Raw genomic sequence first — 21,065 nt, 5'->3', positions numbered from 1 at the left:
CAGTGGAAGCCCCTCGCGGAAGCGAGGGGCTTTTCGCGTGCGCCCCGGCGTACCGTTTCGCCCCGGCGCACCGCCCGGCCGTCACGCACCCCTCCCCCCGGCGTGAGCGTTACCCGAACCCGGCGCAGGCGCTATCCGACCGCCGTGATCTTCACCGTCCACGCCCCCGAAGCCGTACGCCCCTCCACCTCCACCCGCACCCCGTCCCCCGGCACGGTGAAGCTCTCCCCGAGCCCGACCGGCGCGTCCGCGAGGGGCGGATACACGGATTGCTCCCAGCAGGCCTCGCTGCGCGGGTGGGCGTCGATCACCTCGACCGGCCCGCCCCCGGAGTCGGCCTGGCTGCGCACCCGGTACACCAGCACCCCCTGCCGACAGGCCTGCGCGTCGTTGCCCACCGGGCCGCGCACCTCGAAGGCCAGGGCGCTTTCGGGACCGGTGCGCACGACGGCGAGCTTGGTGCCGTTGCCCAGCCCGAAGCCCGGCACTGCCCCGACCGCGCCGACCCCGCCGAGCGCGCCGTACGCACCGGCCGCACCGGCCGCGCCGAGCCCACCGACCCCATCGAACGCCCCCGGCGGCCAGGGCACCCCCGCAGCCCCCGCCGCACCCGTCCGCACAGGCATGGCACCCGGCCCCACCGACAGCGGCTCCAGCGTCAGCCGCGTGCCTCTGGTGCCGCTCCCCCGCACGCACACCACCTGCCGGGGCTCCAGCCACCCCAGTTTCCACTTGTGCCAGCCGAACAGGTCCGGAGCCATCCCGAACTGGCTGCCCATCAGGTCCCAGTCGCCGACGTAGGTGTCCCAGTCGCCCTTGCCGTCCGCCGGGCGGTGGTACAGGTCCGGCAGGTCGAAGACGTGGCCGGTCTCGTGGGCGAGGACCAGCCGGTCCGGCGGATGGTCCTCGAACACCGTGACGACGCGCCGGATGTCCGTGCCGTCGGCCCGCAGCGGGGTGTCCAGGTTGACGACCTTCGTGGCGTCCGAGTCGACGCCGGGCGCGTCCGGGTCGGCGACGAAGTAGACGACGTCGTAGCGGGAGAAGTCCACCTTCCGGTCCGCCGCGGCGAGCGCGTCGCGCAGATAGGCAGCCCGGTCGTCGACGTGCCAGTCACGCTGTATGGCGTACGCGGTGGACGGCTTCGGCATCGGGATCCAGTGCCGCAGTGGATGCGGGCGCAGGGTGAATCTGCCGTAGGAGGCGCGTTCGAAGAAGCGGGTGGTGGCCGGGAAGTGGTCGGCCGTCAGTTCGGCGGGTGTCGTCCGGGGTGCCGAGTCGGGGAAGGACAGGAACACCATGACCGCGTCGAGTTCGCGGGTCGGGCGCGGATAGGCGGCGTTCCAGGTGTCCAGGCCCTCGGAGTGGTGGGCCTCCGTGCGCTCCAGGGCGCAGGGCGTCGTGTCGAAGGGTTCGGCGGTCGAAGGGCCGGCGACCAGGGACGTCGCGGCGAGTGCCGACATCGTGGTGAACAGTGCGGCGGTGCTGCGCAGTCGGGGCCACTCCCACAGCCGGCCCATGCCGGGGAGCAGGGGGAACTGACGCGGCACGTCGACCTCCGGGAGCGGTTCACGGGACACCGCACCCAGCCTCAGTCAGATTGTCGTACTACGCCCTGTTTGCCTGCACCGGATGGGTGAGAGGGCCGAGGGATCGCCAGAATCGACCCCCCCGAATCGCTCACGGAACGTCACAATCGGTCGAGGGCCCGAAGAAGCCGTCCAGGTGCGGGCAGAAACGATCTGTCAGAAGGTCGGGTCACATGGGAACACTGAACAGTGGCTGGAAGGGCCCGGGACCAGCCTCTATGATCGGCACACTTTCCTGACACTTTCCTGCACGGACACGGCCTGGCGGCCGACCACCCCCCGGCCGGCCATTCCGATGAGACCCATCCGAGATCGAGTGCACTGCGGGAGCGAGCGGTGAGCGGAACGTCCGAAGGGCCGACGCCTACGGCAGACCTCATCCGGCCGGCCGTCACAGAGAGTAACGCACAGACACCCCCCCGTACCGGGGCGCCACCTCTGACGCCTCCCTACTCCTCCGTCTTCTCGGCCGCCCCCCTGGCAATGGCCGTGGTCGACCGCGAGGGTCTGGTGACCGGTGCCAACCCCGCCTTCGCCGAGCTGCTCGGTAAAGGGCCCGCGGAGCTGGCCGGTTGCGTCGCCGCCGATCTGGTGGACCTCACCTCCGACGCCCGCGCCTGGCACGCCTACCGCGAGGTGCTGCGCGGCCGCCAGGCCCAACTGCGCTGCACACGCCGCCTGAAGCACCCGGACGGACACTCCCTGTGGGTCCAGGTCACGGTCGCCCCCCTGCCCGCCGAGGAGCCGGGCGGCGTCCTGCTCTCCGTCGCCGACATCAGCGACCACCGCGAACTCCAGGCGAAGCTGCGGCACTTGCAGATGCACGACGCGGTGACCCGGCTGCCCAACCGCACGCTGTTCTTCGAGCGGCTGTCGGCGGCGCTGGAGGCGGAGTCGTACGAGGAGAACGGCACGACCGGCCGAATCGGGCTGTGCTATCTGGACCTTGACGGCTTCAAGGCGATCAACGACACCCTCGGCCACCGCGTCGGTGACAGCCTGCTGGCCGCCGTGGCCGAACGGCTCACGCACTGCGCCGAGGAGGCGGGGCTGACCAGGTCGATCCCGCCGCTGGTGGCCCGGCTCGGCGGTGACGAGTTCGCCCTGCTCGTCGAGGACTCGACGGGCACCGAGCAACTGGCCGACCTCGCCGAGTCGGTACTGGAGTCCCTGCGGGCGCCCTTCGACCTCTCCGGCCGGCGCCTGTCGGTGTCGGCCTCGATCGGCGTCGTGGAGCGCCAGGCAGCCGGCACCACCCCGACCGCCCTGATGCAGGCCGCCGACACGACGCTGTACTGGGCGAAGGCCGACGGCAAGGACCGCTGGACGCTCTTCGACCCCGAACGCAACGCCCACCGCATGACCCGCCAGGCCCTCGCCTCCACCCTGCGCCCGGCCATCGACCGCGGTGAATTCGCCCTGGAGTACCAGCCGTTGGTGAGCATGGGCGACGGCAGGCTGCGCGGCGTCGAGGCGCTTGTCCGCTGGAAACATCCTCAGTTCGGCGTACTGGCGCCGAATCGGTTCATCGGACTGGCCGAGGAGGACGGCTCGATCGTGCCGCTCGGCCGCTGGATCCTGGCGACCGCCTGCCGCCAGGCCCGCGCCTGGCAGGTCACGCACCCCGACGAGCCGCCGATCTTCGTGAGCGTGAACGTGGCCGTACGCCAGGTCTGGGACTCCGACCTGGTCGCGGACGTGGCGCGGATCCTCGACGAGACGGAACTCGCCCCGCACCTGCTCCAGTTGGAGCTCACCGAATCGGCGGTGATGGGTTCGGCGGGACGGCCGCTCCAGGCCCTCCAGGCACTCAGCGACATGGGCGTGCGCATCGCGATCGACGACTTCGGCACGGGCTACTCGAACCTGGCCTACCTCAGTCGGCTGCCGGTCTCGGTCCTGAAGCTGGACGGTTCCTTCGTACGGGGCTTCCAGTACGAGAGCGACAACAGCACCGCCGTGCCGCCGAACCCCGCCGACGAGGTCGTGGTCGAGGCGATGATCCAGCTTGCCCACCGGCTGGGGCTGACGGTCACCGCGGAGTGTGTGGAGACGCTGGCGCAGGCCTCGCGGCTGCGCCGGATCGGCTGCGACACCGGCCAGGGGTGGCTGTACTCACGGCCGGTGCCGCCGGATCGCATCTCCGAGTTGCTGGGTGTGCGGGTGTGAGGTTCCGGGGGCCTACGCGGCCGTGGGCAATCCGTAGGCATCCGCGAGGAGTTCGTACGAGCGCAGGCGTATGTCCGTGCCGGGCGCGTTGCTCGTGATCATCAACTCGTCGGCGCCGGTGCGCTTTTGGAGGTCGTCGAGGCCGGCGCGGACCTCGTCGGGGGTGCCGTGGATGACGTTGGCGTTCCAGGAGTCGGCGAACTCGCGCTCCAGCGCAGTGAATTCGTAGGCCTCGGCCTCTTCGGGAGTGGGGATGAGGCCGGGGCGGCCGGTGCGCAGGCGGATCATGCTGAGGGCGGCGGCCCTGATCTGGCGGCGGGCCTCCTTCTCGTCGTCGGTGGCGAGGGCGGAGACGCCGATGAGGGCGTAGGGCTCGTCGAGGACGGCCGACGGCTGGAAGGACTCCCGGTACAGGTCCAGGGCCGGGACGGTGTTCCGTGCCGAGAAGTGGTGCGCGAAGGCGAAGGGCAGGCCGAGGACGGCGGCGAGGCGGGCGCTGAAGCCGGAGGAGCCGAGCAGCCAGACCGGCGGGCGGTGCGGGGACTGGACGCCGCCGGGGGACGTCGCCTGGACGGGGCCGGGGACGGCGTGGATACGGCGGTAGGGGTGGCCGTCGGGGAAGTCGTCGTCGAGGAAGCGGGTGAGCTCGGCGAGTTGCTCGGGGAAGTCGTCGGCGCCCTCGTTGAGGAGGTCGGTGCGGCGGAGGGCGGCTGCTGTGGCGCCGTCCGTGCCGGGGGCGCGGCCGAGGCCCAGGTCGATGCGGCCGGGGGCCATGGCCTCCAGGGTGCCGAACTGTTCCGCGATGACGAGGGGGGCGTGGTTGGGGAGCATCACGCCGCCGGAGCCGAGGCGGATGCGGGTGGTGTGGGCGGCGAGGTGGGCGAGGATCACGGCCGGGGAGGAGGAGGCCACGCCCGGCATGGAGTGGTGCTCGGCGACCCAGTAGCGGTGGAAGCCGCGGGACTCCGCGAGGCGGGAGAGTTCGACGCTGGTGCGCAGGGCGTCGGTGGCGGTGCGGCCGGAGCTGACGGTGACCAGGTCCAGGACGGAGAGGGGGACGGGGGCGGTGCCCTGGGTGGTGCCCCGGATCCCGTCGGCCTGGGTCTCCCCGCCTCGTGCCGTGTCGCCCCTGGTCTCGTCTGCCGCCACGGTGGGTGCCTCCTGTTGTGGTGCCGTGCGCTGTCCGCACCCATCCAACAGGAGGCACTCTCCGGTTATTCCGCTCCAGGGGCGGAACGGCCGGCGCCCGCCCGCGCCCTCGCCTCCCGGACCTCCGTGGCCGCGGTGACGACGTCGTCCAGGAGTGCGTCGATCTCAGCGGTCGTGGTCGCCGGGTTCAGGAAGACCAGCTTCAGGTGCACCTGGAGCTCGCCGTCCGGGCGCCGTACCTTCGTGCGGGCGAGGAGGGCCCGTCCCTCGGCCATCAGGTGCCGCCGGACCGCGGCGTTCCAGGCGCTCTCGTCGTCGATGGGCCCACTGGTCCGGCACCGGAAGATCACGGTGCTGAGCACCGGTTCGGCGAGCAGTTCGAGGTCGGGGTCGCCGGCGATGCGGGCGGCCGCATGCCTGGCCTGCGCGTGGCAGGCGTCGACCCAGTCGCCCATGCCCTTGCGGCCGAGGGCGAGCAGCGACGCCGCGATTTTGAAGGCGTCGGAGCGGCGGGTGGTCTGCAGCGACGTCCCCAGGAGCGCGGTGTATCCCTCCGCCTCGTCGTCCGGCGGGTTGAGGTAGACGGCCTGCTGGGTGAGCGGGCTCATCCGGGCCCGGTCACGCACCAGCAGCACGCTGGAGGACGCCGGGGTCCAGCCGAACTTGTGCAGGTCGAAGGCGATGGAGTCGGCCTCGGCAAGACCGTCGAGGTGCGTGGCGAGGGTCTGGGAGAACAGGGCCCCGATCCCGTACGCGGCGTCGACGTGCAGCCATGTCCGGCGCTCCGCGGCCAGGGCGGCGAGCTCCGGCAGCGGGTCGAAGGAGCCGTGGTCGGTGGTGCCCGCGGTCGCCACCAGGGCGATGGGTGTCTCGTCCGGGCCGAATCCGTCGAGCAGGCGGCGGGCCTCGTCCGGGATCATCCGGCCCATGTCGTCCACCGGCACCTTCACCACCGCGTCGCGCCCCAGCCCCAGGAAGCCGGCGGCACGGGCGATGGAGAAGTGGGCGGCCGCGGAGCACAGGATCCGCGGCCGCGCCCCCTGACCGACCAGTCCCGTCTGCGAGACGTCACCGTCGGCGATGTCCCCGAGCGCGTGGTCGCGGCTGAGCAGCAGCCCCATGAGGTTGGAGATGCTCCCGCCGGGAGTGAGCGTCCCGGACGCCGCCTCCTCGTCGTAGCCGACCCAGCCGGCTATCTCGCGGATGAGCCGGCGCTCCAGTTCGAGGGCGAAGGGGCCGCTCTCCCACGAGTGGAGGGACTGGTTGAGGACGGCGGCGAGCAGTTCGGCGGCGACCGCGGCGGGCGTGGGCGCGCACTGCATGCGCGAGACGGCCGCCGGATGCGTGAGATCGGCGGCCCAGGTCGCGTACGCCTCGAACAGCTCGCCCACGCGGTCCGGTCCCGGTGCGCCGGTCAGGAATCCGTCCTGGCGCACCAGGTCCCGCACGGCGGCGATCGCCGCGCCGGGGCCGCCCGCGACGACCGGGCCACCTCGTTTGACGGCCGCGTCGCAGACCGCGTCGAGGGCGGTGTCCACCAGCGTGCGCAGCTGCTCGATGCCGTCGGCGGTGCCCGCCAGTGCCACGCGCCGGTCGGTGCCGGTGGTGGCGGGGTTCATGTCGTTCACGAATCTCGTCCTTCTGTGGGGTTCGGTGCTCGGGGCGGAGCCGGGGCGGGTTCAGGAGGCGGTACGGGTGCTGCGGATGACCCCGATCGACGCGACGACGACGGACGTGAGGCCTATCACCTGACCGGGCGACAGGGTCTCGCTCAGCACGATCAGCGCGACAACGGCGCCGATCGCCGGCTCCAGGCTCAGCAGCACGCCGAAGACCAGCGCCGACACCCGGCGCAGCGTCTCCATCTCGCAGGTGTAGGGCACGAGCGAGGACAGCATCGCGACGCCGAACCCGAAGGCGAGCACCCATGGGTCGGCCAGGGCCGCCCCGCCCTCGGCGAGTCCGAACGGCAGGGCGCACACGGTGCCGAAGAGCATGGCCAGGGCGAGCCCGCCACCACCCGGCAGCAGCGCGCCGACCCGGGCGGACATGGGCACATACGCACCCCAGAACACGGCGCAGGCGGCGGCGATCAGCATCCCCGTCAGGCCCGCGGCGCCTCCCTGCCAGCCGAGCATGGCGATGCCCGCGCCGGCCAGCAGGGTCCACAGCCGGTCGCGCGCCCGCCGGCTGGACAGCGCGGCGACCATCAGCGGTCCGGCCATGCCGACGGTCAGCGCCACGCCGACGGGCATGCGGGCCATGGACAGGTAGAAGCAGATGTTCATGCCCGCGATGGTGATCCCGAGGCCGGCCACCGCGAGGGCGGTGCGCCGATCCAGGCGGAACGAGGGCCGCCACCACAGCAACAGCACCACGGCGGCGAAGCCGAGACGGAGCACCGTCATGGCGGCGGGGCCCACCGTGCCGAACAACTGCTTGGCGAAGACCGCGCCCAGTTGGGTGCTGACCATGCCGATCATCATCAGCAGCGGCGCCGGGACCGTGCCGAGCCCTCTGGCCCGCGGGCCCGCCGTGTCCGTGCTGCCCACCGTGACGGCGGCATGCGCGGCCTTCGTCCCGACTCCCGCTTCGACACTCATGATTCAGCCTTCCTCGGCGCTCTTCGGCACCGTCCTCGGCGCTTCCTTCGTGCAGTCCGCCGCGCCGCGCCGTCAGGGCGTCAGCAGGACCTTCCCGGTCGTGCCCCGGCCCTCGAGCAGGTCGTGGGCCCGCGCCGCCTCGGCCAGGTCCAGCTCGACCTGCACGCGCGGCCGTACGACGCCGTCGGCGACGTAGCCGAACAGCTCCGCGGCGGCGGCGCGCAGGGACGCCGCGTCGGGCACGTGGTCGGCGAGCGACGGCCGGGTCAGGGTCACGGAACCCGCCGTACGCAGCCGTTCGACGTCGATCGCGCCGACCGGGCCGCTGGAGAGCCCGCAGACCACGAGGTGGCCGCGGCGGCGCAGCGAGCCGAGGCTGCGGTCGAAGGTGTCCGCGCCCACCGAGTCGTAGACGACATGGGCGCCTTCGCCGCCGGTGATCTCCCGGACCCGCTCGTCGAAGCCGTCGTAGGGCAGGGCGTGCTGGGCACCGGCCGCCAGCGCGATCCGGCGCTTTTCCTCGCTGGAGGCGACCGCGATCACGGTCGCCTTGCCGTGCGCGGCCAGCTGTACCAGCAGCTGGCCGAGGCCGCCGGCCGCGGCGAGGACGACCACGTTCTCACCGGTGACGATCGGGTGTGTGGTGTGGGTGAGGTAGTGCGCGGCCAGGCCCTGCAGCAGCACGGCCGCGGCGTCACGGAGTTCGACGCCCTCGGGGACGGGCACCAGCTTGGCGGCCGGTACGGCGGTGAGTTCCGCGTAGGCGCCCAGCTGGGTGGCGTAGGCGACCCGGTCGCCCACGGCGACGCCCTCGACGCCCTCGCCCACGGCGGTGACGGTGCCCGCCGCCTCCTGGCCGGGGACGAACGGATACGTCGTGGGGTAGGTGCCGTCGCGGAAGTAGACGTCGATGAAGTTGAGTCCGATCGCGGCGTTGCGCACCACGACCTCGCCGGGTGCCGGCGTGGGCTCGGCCAGTTCGGTCGGGTCGAGGGCCGCGGAGCCGCCTGCCCCGCTCACCTGGATCGCGCGCATGGGTACCTCACTTGCTCGCTGGGATGTCGGCACTGGTTCCGCCCAGTGACGTTGTCTGGTCGGTCTCTTCGAAAACATGGCGGAAGTAGTTGATGTCACCGGTGAGTCCGGCCATCAGGTTTCCGAGCCCGGCCTCGGCGTCGGGCACTGCCTGGAGCAGTTCCTCGTTGCGGCGGCGGTTGGCCGCGGAGAACGGCAGGGACCCCGCCGACAGATAGCGGATGGCGCCCTCGGCGTCGCGCCGCGGGATGATGTCCGAGCGGGCATGGCGGCTGGCGCTGAACGGGATGTCCAGCCGGCCCCGGTCGAACGCCTCGGCGACCGCCTCGATCAGGTCGGCCCGCTCGATCAGCGGTTCGACCAGGTCGGCGACCTCCGCCAGGATCCATTCCCGCTCGTCGGCGATGCTCGCCTCGTCGACGGTGAGGAAGCCCAGCAGCGGTGAGTTGGCCCGGTCCGCGAGCCTCAGGCCCGCCACGTTGGCCCCGGTGTCGGGGATGCCGTACGCCTCCTGGTAGGTCTTGGTGATGAGCTTGGAGGCGCCGCCGAGCCGGGCCACCAGCGCGCCGTAGAGGATGAGGTCCTCGGCGTTGCCGCGCTGCCGGGGGAAGACCCCCATGAACTCGTGCAGCACGGCGTGCACCTGGACACCGGCGGGCAGGTAGCGCTCGGCGAGGACGGGGATGCAGCGCAGCGCCGCGATGTCCTGGGCGAGGTGGCCGCCCTGCGGATACGCGACGGAGACGCAGCGCACGCCCGCGCGTGCGGCCAGCACCGCCTCGATGACGCTGATGGCCAGGCTGATGGAGGGCGGCACCAGGACGGCGGTGAGGGTGCCGAACAGCTCCCGGTCGATGATCACGCCGTGCTCGGCGAGCTCGCCGCAGCGGCGGTCGACGTCCTGCCAGGCCGCGAGGGACTCGGTGAGCGGCACCGCCTTGGAATACGGCAGGTTGTACGAGATCCCGCCGCCCTCGAACGAGGTGATCCCGGACGCGACGGAGACGTCGAAGAGCCGCCTGGCGTCCGGTGAGCCGTGCCGGATCTCCAGGGGAGCGGCGACCGACTCGTTCAGCTCCCGGCCGCGCCGCCAGCCGTGGGCGACCAGGGGATAGCCGTTGAGGTCGGCGGGGCGCAGGTTGAGGGTGCGCAGCGCCTCCTCGAACCGCTTGAGCCGGGTGTGCGAGTCGATGGTGAGGGTGAGGATGTCGGGGCGGGCCTCGGCCTCCAGGGTGGTCAGCAGGTGCATCATCTCGGCGTGCCCGCCGACCCCGCACCGGGGCTGGATGGCCACCCGGCCCGAGGCACGGCAGGCCTCGAGGACGTCGGCGGCCGTCGGTTTGCCGAGCGCGCCGATGTAGGCGGCCGACTCCGCGAGGGTGGGCAGGCCCGGGTCCGTGTCCCCGGCGGGGGTGTGCGCCGAGGGGCCCTTCCCGGCGGGGGCGCCGAGAAGGGCCAGCGGCTTGTGCGTCCTCGTCATGACGCCGTACGCATGGGCGCCGCGTGCTCCCGCGTGGCGCGCAACAGGTCCAGGAGCGCGGGCAGTTGGGCCGGGTCGGCCAGGATGTGGTCGACGCCGAGGGCATAGAGGCGCTCGTGGTCCGACGCGTCCTTGTGGCTGCCGACGGAGAGGTTGCCGCCGACGATGACCGGGCAGGCGATCTGCCCGGAGTTCTTGGCCTCCGCGAGTCCGCGCAGGTCCTCGTGGACGTGGCCGTTGAGGCTGCCGATGATGACGGCTTCGGCGTCGGGATGCTCGCCGCACGCTGTGGCGAACTCTTCGACGGGGGTGCATGTGCCGAGGTTGACGACATCGAAGCCGACGCCGCGCAACGAGTACGCGATCAGATGGTTGGCCACGGCGTGGCTGTCGCTGGCGGCCACGCCGAGGATCACCGTGCGGGTTGCTGTTGCTTGCTGGCTCTGCATGAACCTGTTTCCTCGTCCCACGTTTCTGTCTGCGGTCTTGTCCGTTGTCGATCGCGCCGGCCGCACCGGTCGCGCCGGCCGTCAGTCGTCGAAGGCCGCGAACAGTTCGCGCTTGCTGACCGCCTTCAGATGGTTGATGTCGTACTCCTGGGCGTCCGCGCGGGACAGCGAGTCGAAGACGTGGCTGATGGCGGGGACGAGGCCCCAGACCTCGTGGTACGGGGGCCAGCCCTGGTGGCCGGTGTCGATGTCCTCCTGGCGGGCGAAGATGTAGTTCGCCCAGTTCCGGGCCGCCGGGTAGCGGTGGTGGTAGTCGTGCACCACGGTGTCGCCGGTGAGCACCAGGTAGCGGGACGGCGCGTGCAGGAACACCAGCCGCAGCGTCCAGCGGGCCCAGGCCGAAAGGCGCTGCCCGAGGGGGAGGCCGACGGCGGGGACGGGGTCGCCGATGAAGATGGCGTTGGTCAGGCTGGAGAAGTACTCACGGCCGTGGCGGACCTCCACCCCGGGTTCGGGGAAGGTGTGCTTGACGCACAGGCGCAGCGTGTTGCTCATCTGGAACAGCGGGATCAGCGGCACGAACCAGATCACCAGCAGGGCCGGCCAGGCGCCGGTGAGTATGCCGGCCGTGACGGCGGCGCCGTACAGCACCAGCGCGGAGACCTTCTCGCTGCGGGCCGACTCGCTCCAGAAGGCACGGGTGCGGGCGACCGCGAAGGCGAAGTGGAAGCGCGGGGAGACGAGTTTGCCCAGCAGCCGGCGCCACATCTGACGGCGCGTCATACCAGGGTGCAGTTCGAGGCTTACCAGGAACGCCTGGACGGTGGGGTCCTTGAGCGTCATGTGCCCGGCGGCATGGTGGTCCTTGACGTGCTCGCGGCTGTAGCGCTGGAAGTTCTGGATGATGAGCAGGCTGGAGATGCCGTGCCCGATGAAGCGGTCCAGCTTCCGCTGCCGGTACATGTTCCGGTGCGAGCACTGGTGGTAGATCATCATCCGCAGGTTGCGCATGCCGTGCAGCGTGCTCGCCCAGCCGGGTATGAGGAGCAGCAGCCAGCCACCGCCCAGCACCCAGCCCAGGGCGCCGATCAGGACACCCGCCACCGTGGAGGAGAGCGCCGTGGCCAGGTGCAGGGTGGGAGTCCAGCCCGGGGCGGCCTGGCCGGGCAGCGCCTTTCCCGTGAACAGGGTCAGCGGGTACTGGAGCGCCTTCGGCAGGCGGGCCATGGACTCGCGGGCGTCACCGGGCCCGGGCGGGGACGAGGGTTCGACACCGGCACTCCGGACTGCGGAGTTGATCGCCGACACAACAGCTCCAATCGGTTCCGTGGTTCTCTGTTTCCGTGCTTGTCTGTTCTTCCGCTGCGGTTCTTCCGGTGCGGTTCTTCCGCTGCGGTTCTTCCGGTGCGCTGTTCGTCGTTGCGTTCAGCAGGCGGCCGTGCTCAGCGCCGAGGGGCGGGAGTCGAAGCGGACGCCCACCGAGCAGGGCACCGTCTGGCTGCGGTGATTGACGCCGCGCAGCGTTTCGCCGAGTTCGCCGGCGTGCTCCGGACCCAGGACGATCTCCACGTAGTCGCCCCCGCCGGCACCCGAGAGCCCGACGTCTCCGACGAGGACGTGGAGAGTGACGTTTCCCGCGTGGTCGAGCGAGACGGACACCGTCCCGTCGACGACCCCCGGGATCATTGCGTGTTGATTCATCGGACCTCCCCCAGACGGTTCACGTTCTTGAACGCGGTGGCGACCCGGTTGCCGTAGAGACCGACCACCAGGCCGAGAATGATCAGAGCCATGGAGAGCGACTTGATGCCCGGCAGCCGCTCGTCGAAGATCAGCACCGACCCCAGCAGCCCGAAGACCGGCACCAGCAGCGACAGCGGGGCGACGGTGGAGACGGGGTACTCCCGCAGCATCCAGTTCCAGACGGCGTACGCGAAGACGGTGTTCGGGTAGGCCTGGAAGAGGATCGACAGCACGGCCACGGAGTCGAGCCCCGACACCAGATCCGTGAACACGGCCGACCCCCCGGTCGCCCAGCCCAGGGCGAACAGCGGCAGCGGTGAGAAGAGGCTCGACCACACGAGGAACGCCAGGACGTCCTTCGGCGCCGACTTCTTCAGCAGGATGTTGGCCACGCTCCACGACAGGGCACCGCACAGCACCAGCACCACGCCCAGGGCGGTGACGCTGCCGTCGGTGACGAAGGCGATGGCGCCGAGGCCGAGCAGGGCCAGCAGAGCGCCCGCGTACTGGTGACGCGACACCCGCTCCCGGAACACCGCCGCGCCGAGCAGGATCGTGCTGAAGGCGCTGAACTGCAGCACCAGCGACGCCACCCCGGAGGACAGCCCGGTCGCGATACCGAGGTTGACGACGCCCCACAGGCCGACGCCGAAGACCAGGCCGTACCCGGCGACGTACCGCATGGGCACGTCGGGCCGCCGGATGAAGAAGACGGCGGGCAGGGCGCAGAGCAGGAACCGCAGTCCGGCCAGGACGAACGGGTCCACCGAGTCCAGCCCGATCCTGATCACCGAGAAGTTGACCCCCCATACGGCGGTGATCAGAACGGCGAGCAGCACGTGGGCCGGTTTCACGAGGCCCTCCGGGTGGAGCGGAACGCGCGCTGGTACCACAGCAGAGGCGGCGCCGAGCCGGGTGTGAGGACGCCGGTCAACTCGCCGATCAGCAACAGGTGGTCGCCGACCGGGACGCGGTCCACCGTGGTGCACCGCAGCACGGCGTTCGCGTCGGTCAGATACGGCAGTCCGCACCCCGGCCAGCTGCCGAAGTCCTGCTCCGCGAACCGGTCCACGTCCCGCGCGGCGAACCGGCCGGCGACCTCGGCGTGCTGCTCGCCGAGCACGTTGACGACGAAGCCGTCCGACTGGGTCAGCGCCGGCCGGCAGCTGGAGGTGTTCGACAGGCCCACCAGCAGCAGCGGCGGTTCGAGGGACGCCGACGTCACGGAGCTCGCGGTGAAGCCCTGGCGGTGACCCTGGGCGTCGAGCGTGGTGACGATGGTCAGCGGGGCCGCGAGCAGTGCCATCGCGTCGCGGAAGACCGCCGGATCCACCGGCCGCCGCACGTCATCGGCCAGCACGTTCATGACTTGCCCCCTTTCTTCTGGTCTTCTGGAATCCGGTGCGACCGGGGAGTCCGGTGCGACCGGTGCGTCCGGTGGCTCTCGTGGAGTGCGTCTCGCTCATGCCTCGACCGGGACGGGTGGTGTGCTCTCGCGTGCGGCGAGAGCCGTGCGGAAGCTGCGCATGGTCAGCGGCAGCAGCACCGCGCCGAAGGCGGTGAGCAGCAACGCCAGCAGTGCGACGAGCCGCTGCGGGCCGAGCGAGGCGCCGAAGGCGCTGATCAGCAGGCCGCCGATGGGGAAGGAGAGCAGGTTGAGCAGGAAGAACGGGCCCATCACCTTCCCCAGGTGCTCCTTGGGGATGACCCGCACGCGCTGGGTGCGGTTGTAGATGTTGAAGTAGGCGACGCCGCACATGCCCAGCACGAACGCCGTCCCGTAGACGCCGAAGGTCGGTGCGAGGCCGAGGACCAGCAGCGCGGCGCACAGCACGGAGAAGCCGAGCGCCCCGACGAACCGCACGTCGAACCGCTTCAGCAGCAGCGGGGTGAGCATCAGGTTGAGGAAGCCCGCGACGCCGACACACATGTTGAGCAGGGCGAAGGACGACTCCGGTGCCTTGAGCACCCCGGTCACCACCGCTGCGTTGGCCCCCAGCACGGTGGCGAACACCAGGTTGATGGAGAAGTTCACGCAGGCCAGCAGCATCACCGGCCGGTTGCCGGCCAGCAGCCGCCAGCCGAGGGCGAGTTCGGCCAGCGTCGCGCGGGCCGTGCCGGTGGCACCGTCGGCCGCGGCCGGGGCGGGTTCGCGGGCCGGGCGCGGCAGCGGCAGCCAGCACAGGGCCGCGACGGCGAACATGGCGGCGGCGAGCCCGAGGAGCCACAGCTTGCCGAGGACCACCACGGCGCCCATCGCCAGGCCCGGCCCCAGAGCCTGGGCGAGCAGCTCGGTGTTCTGCACCAGCGCCTGGGTCTTGGCGAGGTCGTCGCCCTTGGCGAGCAGGGGGACCACCTTCTCAATGGCCATGCGCACGGGCGCCACCAGCGTCGCCAGCAGCGCGCCGTTGACCATGAGCACCGCTGTGGTCCAGGACGGCCTGGCCAGGCACAGGGCGACGGCGCAGGCCAGCACGAGGGCGCGCCCGGTGTTGGCCCGGAGGAACAGCCGCGGTCCGCCGTCCCGGTCGGCGAGCACGCCGGCGAAGGCGTAGGCCAGCAGGCAGGGCAGCCATTCGACGGCGTAGGCGACGCCGAGGGTCGAGACGTTCCCGGTCTCCTGGTAGATGAGCAGGGGGACGCTGAAGAGCACGACCTGCTCCGCCGTCAGTCCCAGCAGCACCCCGCCGGCGAACAGCGCCCGCACTGTGCGTTCGGCGGCCATCAGCGTGCCGCCAGTGGGGCCTGGGCGCGCTGTTCGAGCTCGCGCACGCGCGGGACCACCTCGGTGAAGAAGTGGCGCATCTCGTCCCGGGCGGGCCAGCCGGAGAAGATGAACTGGCTGACCCCGGCCGCCTTGTACTCCATCAGGTAGGCGGCGACCTCGTCGTAGCTGCCGACCAGGCACAGCGCGGGACCGCCGCGGTAGGCGACGGCACCGGAGTAGATCAGCGGCGAGAGCCAGCCGTGGTCGGACTCGTCGGCCAGCCGGAAGGAGTTCTTCACGGCCTGGGAGTCCGCGGCGGCCACGAACCGGGCGACGAACTCCCGATGGTTCTCGTCCGTCTCGCTCATCACCTCCGCGAGATCGGCCAGCGCCTCCTCGCGCGTCCGACGGGCCAGCACCTGCATCCGTACGCCGACTTCGGTGCCCTGAGCGAGCAGGGGCTCGGCCGCCTTGGCGATCTCCGCGGGAGTGTCGCCGTAGCGGAACCAGCAGTCGCCGTGGGTGACGGCCGTGTGCTGGGCGACGGCGGAGGCGCCGCTGATGTAGATCTCCGGCCGGCCGCCCCCCTTGTGCCCGAGGCCGAGCTGCGCCTCCTCGAGCCGGTAGTGCCGGCCCTCGTACGACATCGGGGTCTCACCCCGCCAGAAGCGGTGCAGGATGTCGAGGAACTCACCGGCGCGCGCGTAACGGTCGTCGTGCGCGAGGAAGTCCCCGTAATAGGCCTGCTCGGCCGGGGAGATGCCCGCCACCACGTTCAGTGCGATCCGCCCGTCGGACATCCACGACAGGGTGTTGACGATCTGGGTGAACAACGTGGGGGACATCAGACCCGGGCGGTAGGCGAGGATGAACTTCACCTTCCGGGTCTCGCGGACGAGGGCCCCGATGACCGGCAGCGGGTCCGGCAGGCTGTAGCTCTGTGCCATCAGGAGGGATTCGACGCCCAGGGCCTCCGCGTCCTGGGCGTACTCGATCGCGCCGTCGAGGTCGAGCAGTTCGGACCAGTACTGCTCGGTCGACTTCTTCTGCCCACTGTCCAGTGCTGAGCCCCAGTGGAACCGGAGTGCTTCCATGGCTGTTGTCTGCTTTCTGTGGTCGAACGCCGGGTCAGGCGCGCGCGGCGGCGGCCACCGCCGGCTCGGTCGTGGGGCTGGGCCGGGAGGTACGGACGCGCAGGGAGGCGAACAGGCGTGCCATCCACTCCCGGGTCGCGTCGGGGGAGGCGGTGCGAGCGATGCCGGCGAGCGCCGTCTCGTGCGCGCCGTAGGTGATGTGGTCCGGCATCGGCGCGCCGACCGCGAGTTCCTGCCAGGTGACGGCCTCGGGTGCGGTGCGGAACGCCTCGGCGCCGTCGAGCCCCTCGAAGACGTGTCCGCTCAGGTGGTGTCCGGGGTGGACGAACCATCCGTACCAGGAGCGGTCGGTGGGGTCGGGCGGCGCGGGCAGCAGGTCGCCCACCTGTTCGCCGAGCAGGATCCGCAGCTCCCAGGAGGGCAGGTGGATGCCGGTGGCCAGTTCGAAGGTGGCGGCGACGTCGGCCCCGCCGACCCGGTTGCCGACCTCCAGGAAGACCAGCTCCTCGCCGTCGACGATCGCCTCCAGGTGGAAGCAGCCGTCGTGGACGCGTACGGCATCGAGGGCGCGGGCCACCCAGTCACGCGTCTCGTCCGTCAGCTCGATCTGGTACGAGCCCATGGGCTCGCCCCGCGCGTAGTCCAGGCAGGTGCCCAGGTACTCACTGGCGCCCAGGGCCAGCACCCGGCCCCGCTCGACGAGCCCGTCGAAGTGCCGGATCGGTCCGGTGACGAACTCCTCGACCTCGAAGTCGCCCACGCGGCCCGCCTCGTCCAGCTCCGTCACCCCGGACCGGCGGGCGGTGATCGCCTCGTACGTCTCGGCCGGGCCGTCGAACACGACGACATCGACGCTGGAGGCGCCGCTGTGCGGCTTCAGCACGGTCGGCCCGGACCAGTCGGCCCGCTCCGGGCCGGCGAGCAGTTCGGTCAGCGGCAGGAACCGCGGCACCCGTAGGCCGGCCGTTCGTACGGCGCTCTTCATCAGGACCTTGTCCCGCGCGAGCCTGACCTGTGCCACGCCGGCGCCTTCGACGCCGTACCGCTCGCGCAGCCGGGCCGCGTCGAGCAGTTCGTACTCCGACATCGAGATGATCCGGTCGAAGGTGCGGGGCTCGGCGGCGAGCCAGGCGGACGCCTCGTCGGAGGCCGTGGCCTCGCCGGGCCTTTCGACCCGCGTGCACCGCAGGTCCGCGGGCAGCGTCGCCAGGGCGGCGCCGGTGCCGAAGTAGGTGACGTCGTGCCGCTCGTGGTCGATGCCGCGGTGGTACTCGATCTTGGGATACGGGATGCGGTGCAGGATGAGGATGTTCATCGCGTGACTTCCAGCTCGGTCCGACGGTCCTGGTGGGAGGTGGCGTGCGCCGGGGCTGCGGCGGGGCCGCAGCTGCGCTCCAGCGCGGTCGGCCAAGCGGCGCGCAGCGTGTCCACGACCTCGCGCGCGGGGACGCGGTCCGTCCGCAGGACGACGCAGCCCATGGCGGCGAAGTCGGCGTTGTCCCGGGGGACGGCGTGGATCGGCCGGCGCCCGGGGCTGAGCCAGGCGAAGTCCATGGCGGACAGTTCTCCGGGGGCCAGCCCGTGGTGAGCCGCGGCCCGGTCGACGGCGTCCTCGAACGGGGTGGCGCCGGGGGCGACGTCGTCGGGGCCGAAGGTGCGGTCGCCGGCGACGCCCAGCATCACCGCCGCCGCGGAGCAGCCGGGTGCGGGCAGTTCGACGTCGCCGGAACGGCCGTAGGCCGCGTCCACCCAGAGCCGGTACAGGTCGACTCCGTACACCCACTCGGCCAGGGACCAGATCCGCATGCCGGCCGGGCGGCGGTTGGGTTCGACGACCGCGGCGTACTGGCCGTCGTCACTGAGCTTGATCTCGTTGTGGAACGGGCCGTCGCACTGGCCCACCAGCAGGTTCGCCAGTCGGCCGGCCCGTTGGAGCGTGCCGCGTTCGGCCCGGTCCACCCGCGCCGGCAGAATCTGCGCGACCTCCACCGGGTAGCGGCCGGTGGCGCTGACCTTCTCGGTGAGGAAGGACAGCCCGCCCAGCCCGTCGTAGGAGTACTCACGCCGGTAGGGGATGACCGTCTCGCAGATCACGCCGTCCTCGAGGTACGGCAGCACCTCGGCGAACGCCGCGTCCACGTCGTCACCGGGGCCGACCAGGACGACGCCCCGGTTGTTGCCCTCCTTGGTGGGCTTGACGACGAAGCCCTCCGGGTGCCGGGCGGCGAAGTCGTCGAGGCCGGCCCGTGAACGGATCCGGGCGAAGTCGGGGACGAGGACACGCTGGGCGGTGAGCAGGTCGCGGGAGCGGGCCTCGGCGCTGCGGTAGGCGTGCTTGCAGAACGCGCCGTCGGCGAGCGCGGGCGAGTCCACGGCGAGCCCGAGCCGCTTCAGCAGTTCGGCACCGCCGGCCACCGCGTTGTCGGAGAAGACCACGCCCGCCGCGAACTCGTGGCTGCGGTCGGCGAGCAGCTTCTCGCCCGCCTCGACGAAGTCGGTCCGCAGGGGGTCGAGGTCGATCACCTCGTCGCAGATGCGGTGGTCGGTCGCGGTCGGGTTCGGGCGGATGAGGGTGACCGCGGCGCCGTAGGCGCTCCGGGCGTACTCCGCCATGCGCTGGACGTCACCCACCCGGCTCAGGTTGTAGTCGATGATCAGGAACCGTGTCGCGGGTTCCGGCATGGTGCGCCTCCTGGGGGCCTGTCAGAGATCCGGCGTGGCGTCCGCGTACCGGACGTCGAGGGCGTGCGCGGACGTGCGGGCGAGTTCGGCCAGGTGTGCGGTGCTCTCCTCGCGGGGGAAGCTCCACAGCAGCTGGCCCAGGAAGACCTCGCGTGCGGCGGCGTCGACGACGTCACCGGCCTTGAGCAGCACGTGCGTCACCGTGGGGCGCAGCGGCAGGTCCTCGCGCGGTCCGATGTGCTCGATGCGGCCCTTCTCGGCGAAGAAGACCCGGAAGAAGGTCGCCGTCCGGGCGGGCGTCGAGCCGTCCTGCGCGTACGCGAGCGCCGCGAGCCGGTCCCGGAAGGCCGCCCGCTGCGAGAGCCCGCCGGCCCCGGCGAGCAGCGCGTCCATCCAGAGGTCCAGCATCCCGGCCTGTCCGGTCAGCTCCCTGACGCTGTGGGAGATCAGGGCGCCGCCGACTCGGGGGTTGATCTCGATCAGGTCCCAGTGCCTGCCGTCGTGCCGGGCCTCGATGTGGAAGCAGCCCCACCGCAGCTCGAAGTGGGCCAGCACCTCACGCACCCAGGACAGGCCCCGGGCCAGGTCGTCCTGGCCGACGCCGCGGGGCGGGCTGACGCAGGCGTTCTCCAGTACGGTGTCCGCTGCCTCGGTGACCTCGCACTTCTCGTGTACGGCCACGACGGAGACGGCACCGTCGTCGGCGATCACCTCGAAGCTGAACTCCCGCCCCTCGACGTAGTCCTCGACGAGGAAGGTCAGTCCGTCGTCGCCGAAGGCGGAGGCGTAGACGGTGTCGCCGCCGGCCTCCCGCACGATCCGCTCGATGTCGTCCCAGGTGGTTCCGGGCGACAGCGGGAAGGCGCCGTAGGAGGCGATGCCGCTCACCGGTTTGACGAACTGCCGCCGCTTGAGGCCCTGATGGGCCGCGAGCGACTCCCTGGTCAGCTCGGCCGCACGGGACCGGGTCAGTCCGGCGTCGGCGAGCCGGTTGCGCACGGTCAGTTTGTCGCGGAGCGTCAGGACCTGCTTGGGGTCCAGGTCGGGGACACCGAGCGCGGCGTTGGCGTGTGCCATCAGATGCCGGTAGCCCTCCCACACGCTGACGCAGGCGACCACGTCCTCACCACGTTCGCGCAGGTCGGCCAGGTACGCCTCGACGTCCTTCTCCGTCAGTTCGTGCCGAGGGACGATGCGCACGTCGTCGGCCTTCTCGCGCATCTCGCGCGGCCTGTCGAGCTGGTGCTCGGGCAGGGGCAGCGAGGACAGCACGTAGGACGCGAGAGAACGGGCGTCCAGTACTTCGACGAGGTCCTCCAGGAACGAGAACCCGACATGGCTGAGGACGAGTACTCCCTGGGCCTTCCCCGTGGCCGACTGCATGATTTCCCCCTGTCTGTCGTGGGCTCCACCGCGGGACGCGGAGTGGGATCCGAGCGGGTCCGGCGTGGCCGGCTGCGGTTCGGCCGCGCCCCTGAGGGGCGCGGGGAACCGCGCGACCAGCCACGACGGACCCGCAGCAGACCTACGGCCTGTCGCGGCCCTTCCAGCGGAGCGCTCAGGCGGCGGCCGTCTCCGCGACGGGCTTCTGGGAGGCCGAGAGGGTGTCCTCGTACAGCTCCTTGAAGTACAGGGCGAGGATCGACTGGTGCTCGCGCAGGTACGTGCGGAGCGCCTCGATGTCCTCCTCGTCACGGATCAGGAAACGCAGCGCCGCCCAGACCTCGCCCGGGTGGTCGTCGTTGATGTCGGTGTGCGAGTGGCTGATCTGGCCGCCGATCTTCTGCTCGCCGACCGACTCCTTGAGCGCGACGAGCTTGACCGGCTCGAGCTTCACGTTCACGTACTCGACGAGGTACGAGTACGCGACGACGCCGAGCGGGCCCTCGTGGTCGAGCAGATACGAGAAGTACCCGGCGAGCAGCTTCGTCGACAGATACGGCTCGGTCGCGAGGAACTCCTCGCGGGAGACGCCGACCTTGGCGAGGTCGTCGATGAAGAGCTCGTCGTGGAGCATCTCCTCCTGCTCGTAGGTCGCCCAGATCTGCGCGGCCTGCGGGTGGCGCTTGGCTATCTCGGTCAGCGCCTTGGACTCGGCGACGCGCAGCAGGCGGATGCGCCAGGCGGTCTCGACGAGGTGGCGCTTGTAGTACGCCGAGTCGACGTTCTTGCCCTCGAGGTGGGCGGCGGCCGGAACGGTCGCGTACCACTCCTCGATCTGCTGGTCGATCTGCTTGTCCATCTGCGCCCGCAGCTCGACGGAGGCGGCGGCGTTCAGGAACGGGGTACCGGCTTCGTACCCGACGTGGGCAACTCGGTTGCGCATGGCTGCTTTCTCTCCCTTGTGAATCGTGCGGTGAATTAC

At 71.4% G+C, this 21,065-nt stretch carries 18 protein-coding genes; 1 reads left to right on the top strand and 17 read right to left on the bottom strand.

Annotated elements, in window-relative coordinates:
• Positions 1 to 131 precede the first annotated feature (131 nt).
• Positions 132 to 1,580, bottom strand: a complete 1,449-nt coding sequence (locus tag QQM39_RS28985; RefSeq protein ID WP_302000499.1) for a M6 family metalloprotease domain-containing protein — start codon at positions 1,578 to 1,580, stop codon at positions 132 to 134.
• Between the two features lie 345 nt (positions 1,581 to 1,925).
• On the opposite strand from QQM39_RS28985, the gene QQM39_RS28980 reads away from it, so the two are divergent.
• A complete protein-coding gene (locus QQM39_RS28980; protein ID WP_302000498.1) occupies positions 1,926 to 3,758 on the top strand; it encodes a bifunctional diguanylate cyclase/phosphodiesterase in 1,833 nt (610 codons plus the stop codon).
• 12 nt (positions 3,759 to 3,770) lie between these two features.
• Here the strand turns inward: QQM39_RS28980 and QQM39_RS28975 are convergent, their stop codons facing one another.
• The 16 genes from QQM39_RS28975 to QQM39_RS28900 all read right to left on the bottom strand — a co-directional run bounded on the left by QQM39_RS28975 (position 3,771) and on the right by QQM39_RS28900 (position 21,026).
• On the bottom strand, positions 3,771 to 4,907 hold the full coding sequence (locus QQM39_RS28975; RefSeq protein WP_302000497.1) for an LLM class flavin-dependent oxidoreductase: 1,137 nt from the start codon (positions 4,905 to 4,907) through the stop codon (positions 3,771 to 3,773).
• Between the two features lie 65 nt (positions 4,908 to 4,972).
• A complete protein-coding gene (locus tag QQM39_RS28970) occupies positions 4,973 to 6,526 on the bottom strand; it encodes a pyridoxal-dependent decarboxylase (protein WP_302003761.1) in 1,554 nt (517 codons plus the stop codon).
• Between the two features lie 60 nt (positions 6,527 to 6,586).
• Positions 6,587 to 7,510, bottom strand: a complete 924-nt coding sequence (locus QQM39_RS28965; RefSeq protein WP_302000496.1) for a DMT family transporter — start codon at positions 7,508 to 7,510, stop codon at positions 6,587 to 6,589.
• Between the two features lie 72 nt (positions 7,511 to 7,582).
• Positions 7,583 to 8,545, bottom strand: coding sequence for a quinone oxidoreductase (locus QQM39_RS28960; RefSeq protein WP_302000495.1), 963 nt, complete (start codon positions 8,543 to 8,545; stop codon positions 7,583 to 7,585).
• Between the two features lie 7 nt (positions 8,546 to 8,552).
• Positions 8,553 to 10,025: a methylaspartate mutase gene (locus QQM39_RS28955; protein ID WP_302000494.1), complete on the bottom strand. Its 1,473-nt coding sequence runs from the start codon at positions 10,023 to 10,025 to the stop codon at positions 8,553 to 8,555.
• A complete protein-coding gene (locus tag QQM39_RS28950; RefSeq protein WP_302000493.1) occupies positions 10,022 to 10,474 on the bottom strand; it encodes a cobalamin-dependent protein in 453 nt (150 codons plus the stop codon). Before QQM39_RS28950 ends, QQM39_RS28955 begins: the two co-directional genes overlap by 4 nt.
• An 81-nt stretch (positions 10,475 to 10,555) precedes the next feature.
• The gene (locus QQM39_RS28945; protein WP_302000492.1) at positions 10,556 to 11,782 is read right to left on the bottom strand and encodes a fatty acid desaturase; all 1,227 of its coding nucleotides are present in this window, start codon (positions 11,780 to 11,782) and stop codon (positions 10,556 to 10,558) included.
• Between the two features lie 117 nt (positions 11,783 to 11,899).
• A complete protein-coding gene (locus QQM39_RS28940) occupies positions 11,900 to 12,175 on the bottom strand; it encodes a hypothetical protein (protein ID WP_302000491.1) in 276 nt (91 codons plus the stop codon).
• Positions 12,172 to 13,071, bottom strand: coding sequence for an EamA family transporter (locus QQM39_RS28935; RefSeq protein WP_302000490.1), 900 nt, complete (start codon positions 13,069 to 13,071; stop codon positions 12,172 to 12,174). The genes QQM39_RS28940 and QQM39_RS28935 overlap by 4 nt, the downstream gene beginning before the upstream one ends.
• Positions 13,068 to 13,583 (bottom strand): flavin reductase family protein, encoded by a 516-nt coding sequence (locus tag QQM39_RS28930; protein WP_302000489.1) that lies wholly within the window; start codon positions 13,581 to 13,583, stop codon positions 13,068 to 13,070. Before QQM39_RS28930 ends, QQM39_RS28935 begins: the two co-directional genes overlap by 4 nt.
• A 96-nt stretch (positions 13,584 to 13,679) precedes the next feature.
• Positions 13,680 to 14,942, bottom strand: a complete 1,263-nt coding sequence (locus QQM39_RS28925; protein ID WP_302000488.1) for an MFS transporter — start codon at positions 14,940 to 14,942, stop codon at positions 13,680 to 13,682.
• Complete coding sequence (locus QQM39_RS28920) at positions 14,942 to 16,018, bottom strand: LLM class flavin-dependent oxidoreductase (RefSeq protein WP_302000487.1); 1,077 nt, start codon at positions 16,016 to 16,018, stop codon at positions 14,942 to 14,944. Before QQM39_RS28920 ends, QQM39_RS28925 begins: the two co-directional genes overlap by 1 nt.
• Before the next feature lie 34 nt (positions 16,019 to 16,052).
• Positions 16,053 to 17,333, bottom strand: coding sequence for an acetyl-CoA carboxylase biotin carboxylase subunit family protein (locus tag QQM39_RS28915; RefSeq protein ID WP_302000486.1), 1,281 nt, complete (start codon positions 17,331 to 17,333; stop codon positions 16,053 to 16,055).
• The gene (locus tag QQM39_RS28910; protein ID WP_302000485.1) at positions 17,330 to 18,700 is read right to left on the bottom strand and encodes an acetyl-CoA carboxylase biotin carboxylase subunit family protein; all 1,371 of its coding nucleotides are present in this window, start codon (positions 18,698 to 18,700) and stop codon (positions 17,330 to 17,332) included. Before QQM39_RS28910 ends, QQM39_RS28915 begins: the two co-directional genes overlap by 4 nt.
• A 21-nt stretch (positions 18,701 to 18,721) precedes the next feature.
• Complete coding sequence (locus QQM39_RS28905) at positions 18,722 to 20,083, bottom strand: acetyl-CoA carboxylase biotin carboxylase subunit family protein (RefSeq protein ID WP_302000484.1); 1,362 nt, start codon at positions 20,081 to 20,083, stop codon at positions 18,722 to 18,724.
• 175 nt (positions 20,084 to 20,258) lie between these two features.
• On the bottom strand, positions 20,259 to 21,026 hold the full coding sequence (locus QQM39_RS28900) for a hypothetical protein (protein WP_302000483.1): 768 nt from the start codon (positions 21,024 to 21,026) through the stop codon (positions 20,259 to 20,261).
• Positions 21,027 to 21,065: the final 39 nt, after the last annotated feature.

Source organism: Streptomyces sp. DT2A-34 (assembly GCF_030499515.1).
GTDB lineage: Bacteria > Actinomycetota > Actinomycetes > Streptomycetales > Streptomycetaceae > Streptomyces.
This window is presented reverse-complemented; position numbering and strand designations above follow the sequence as displayed.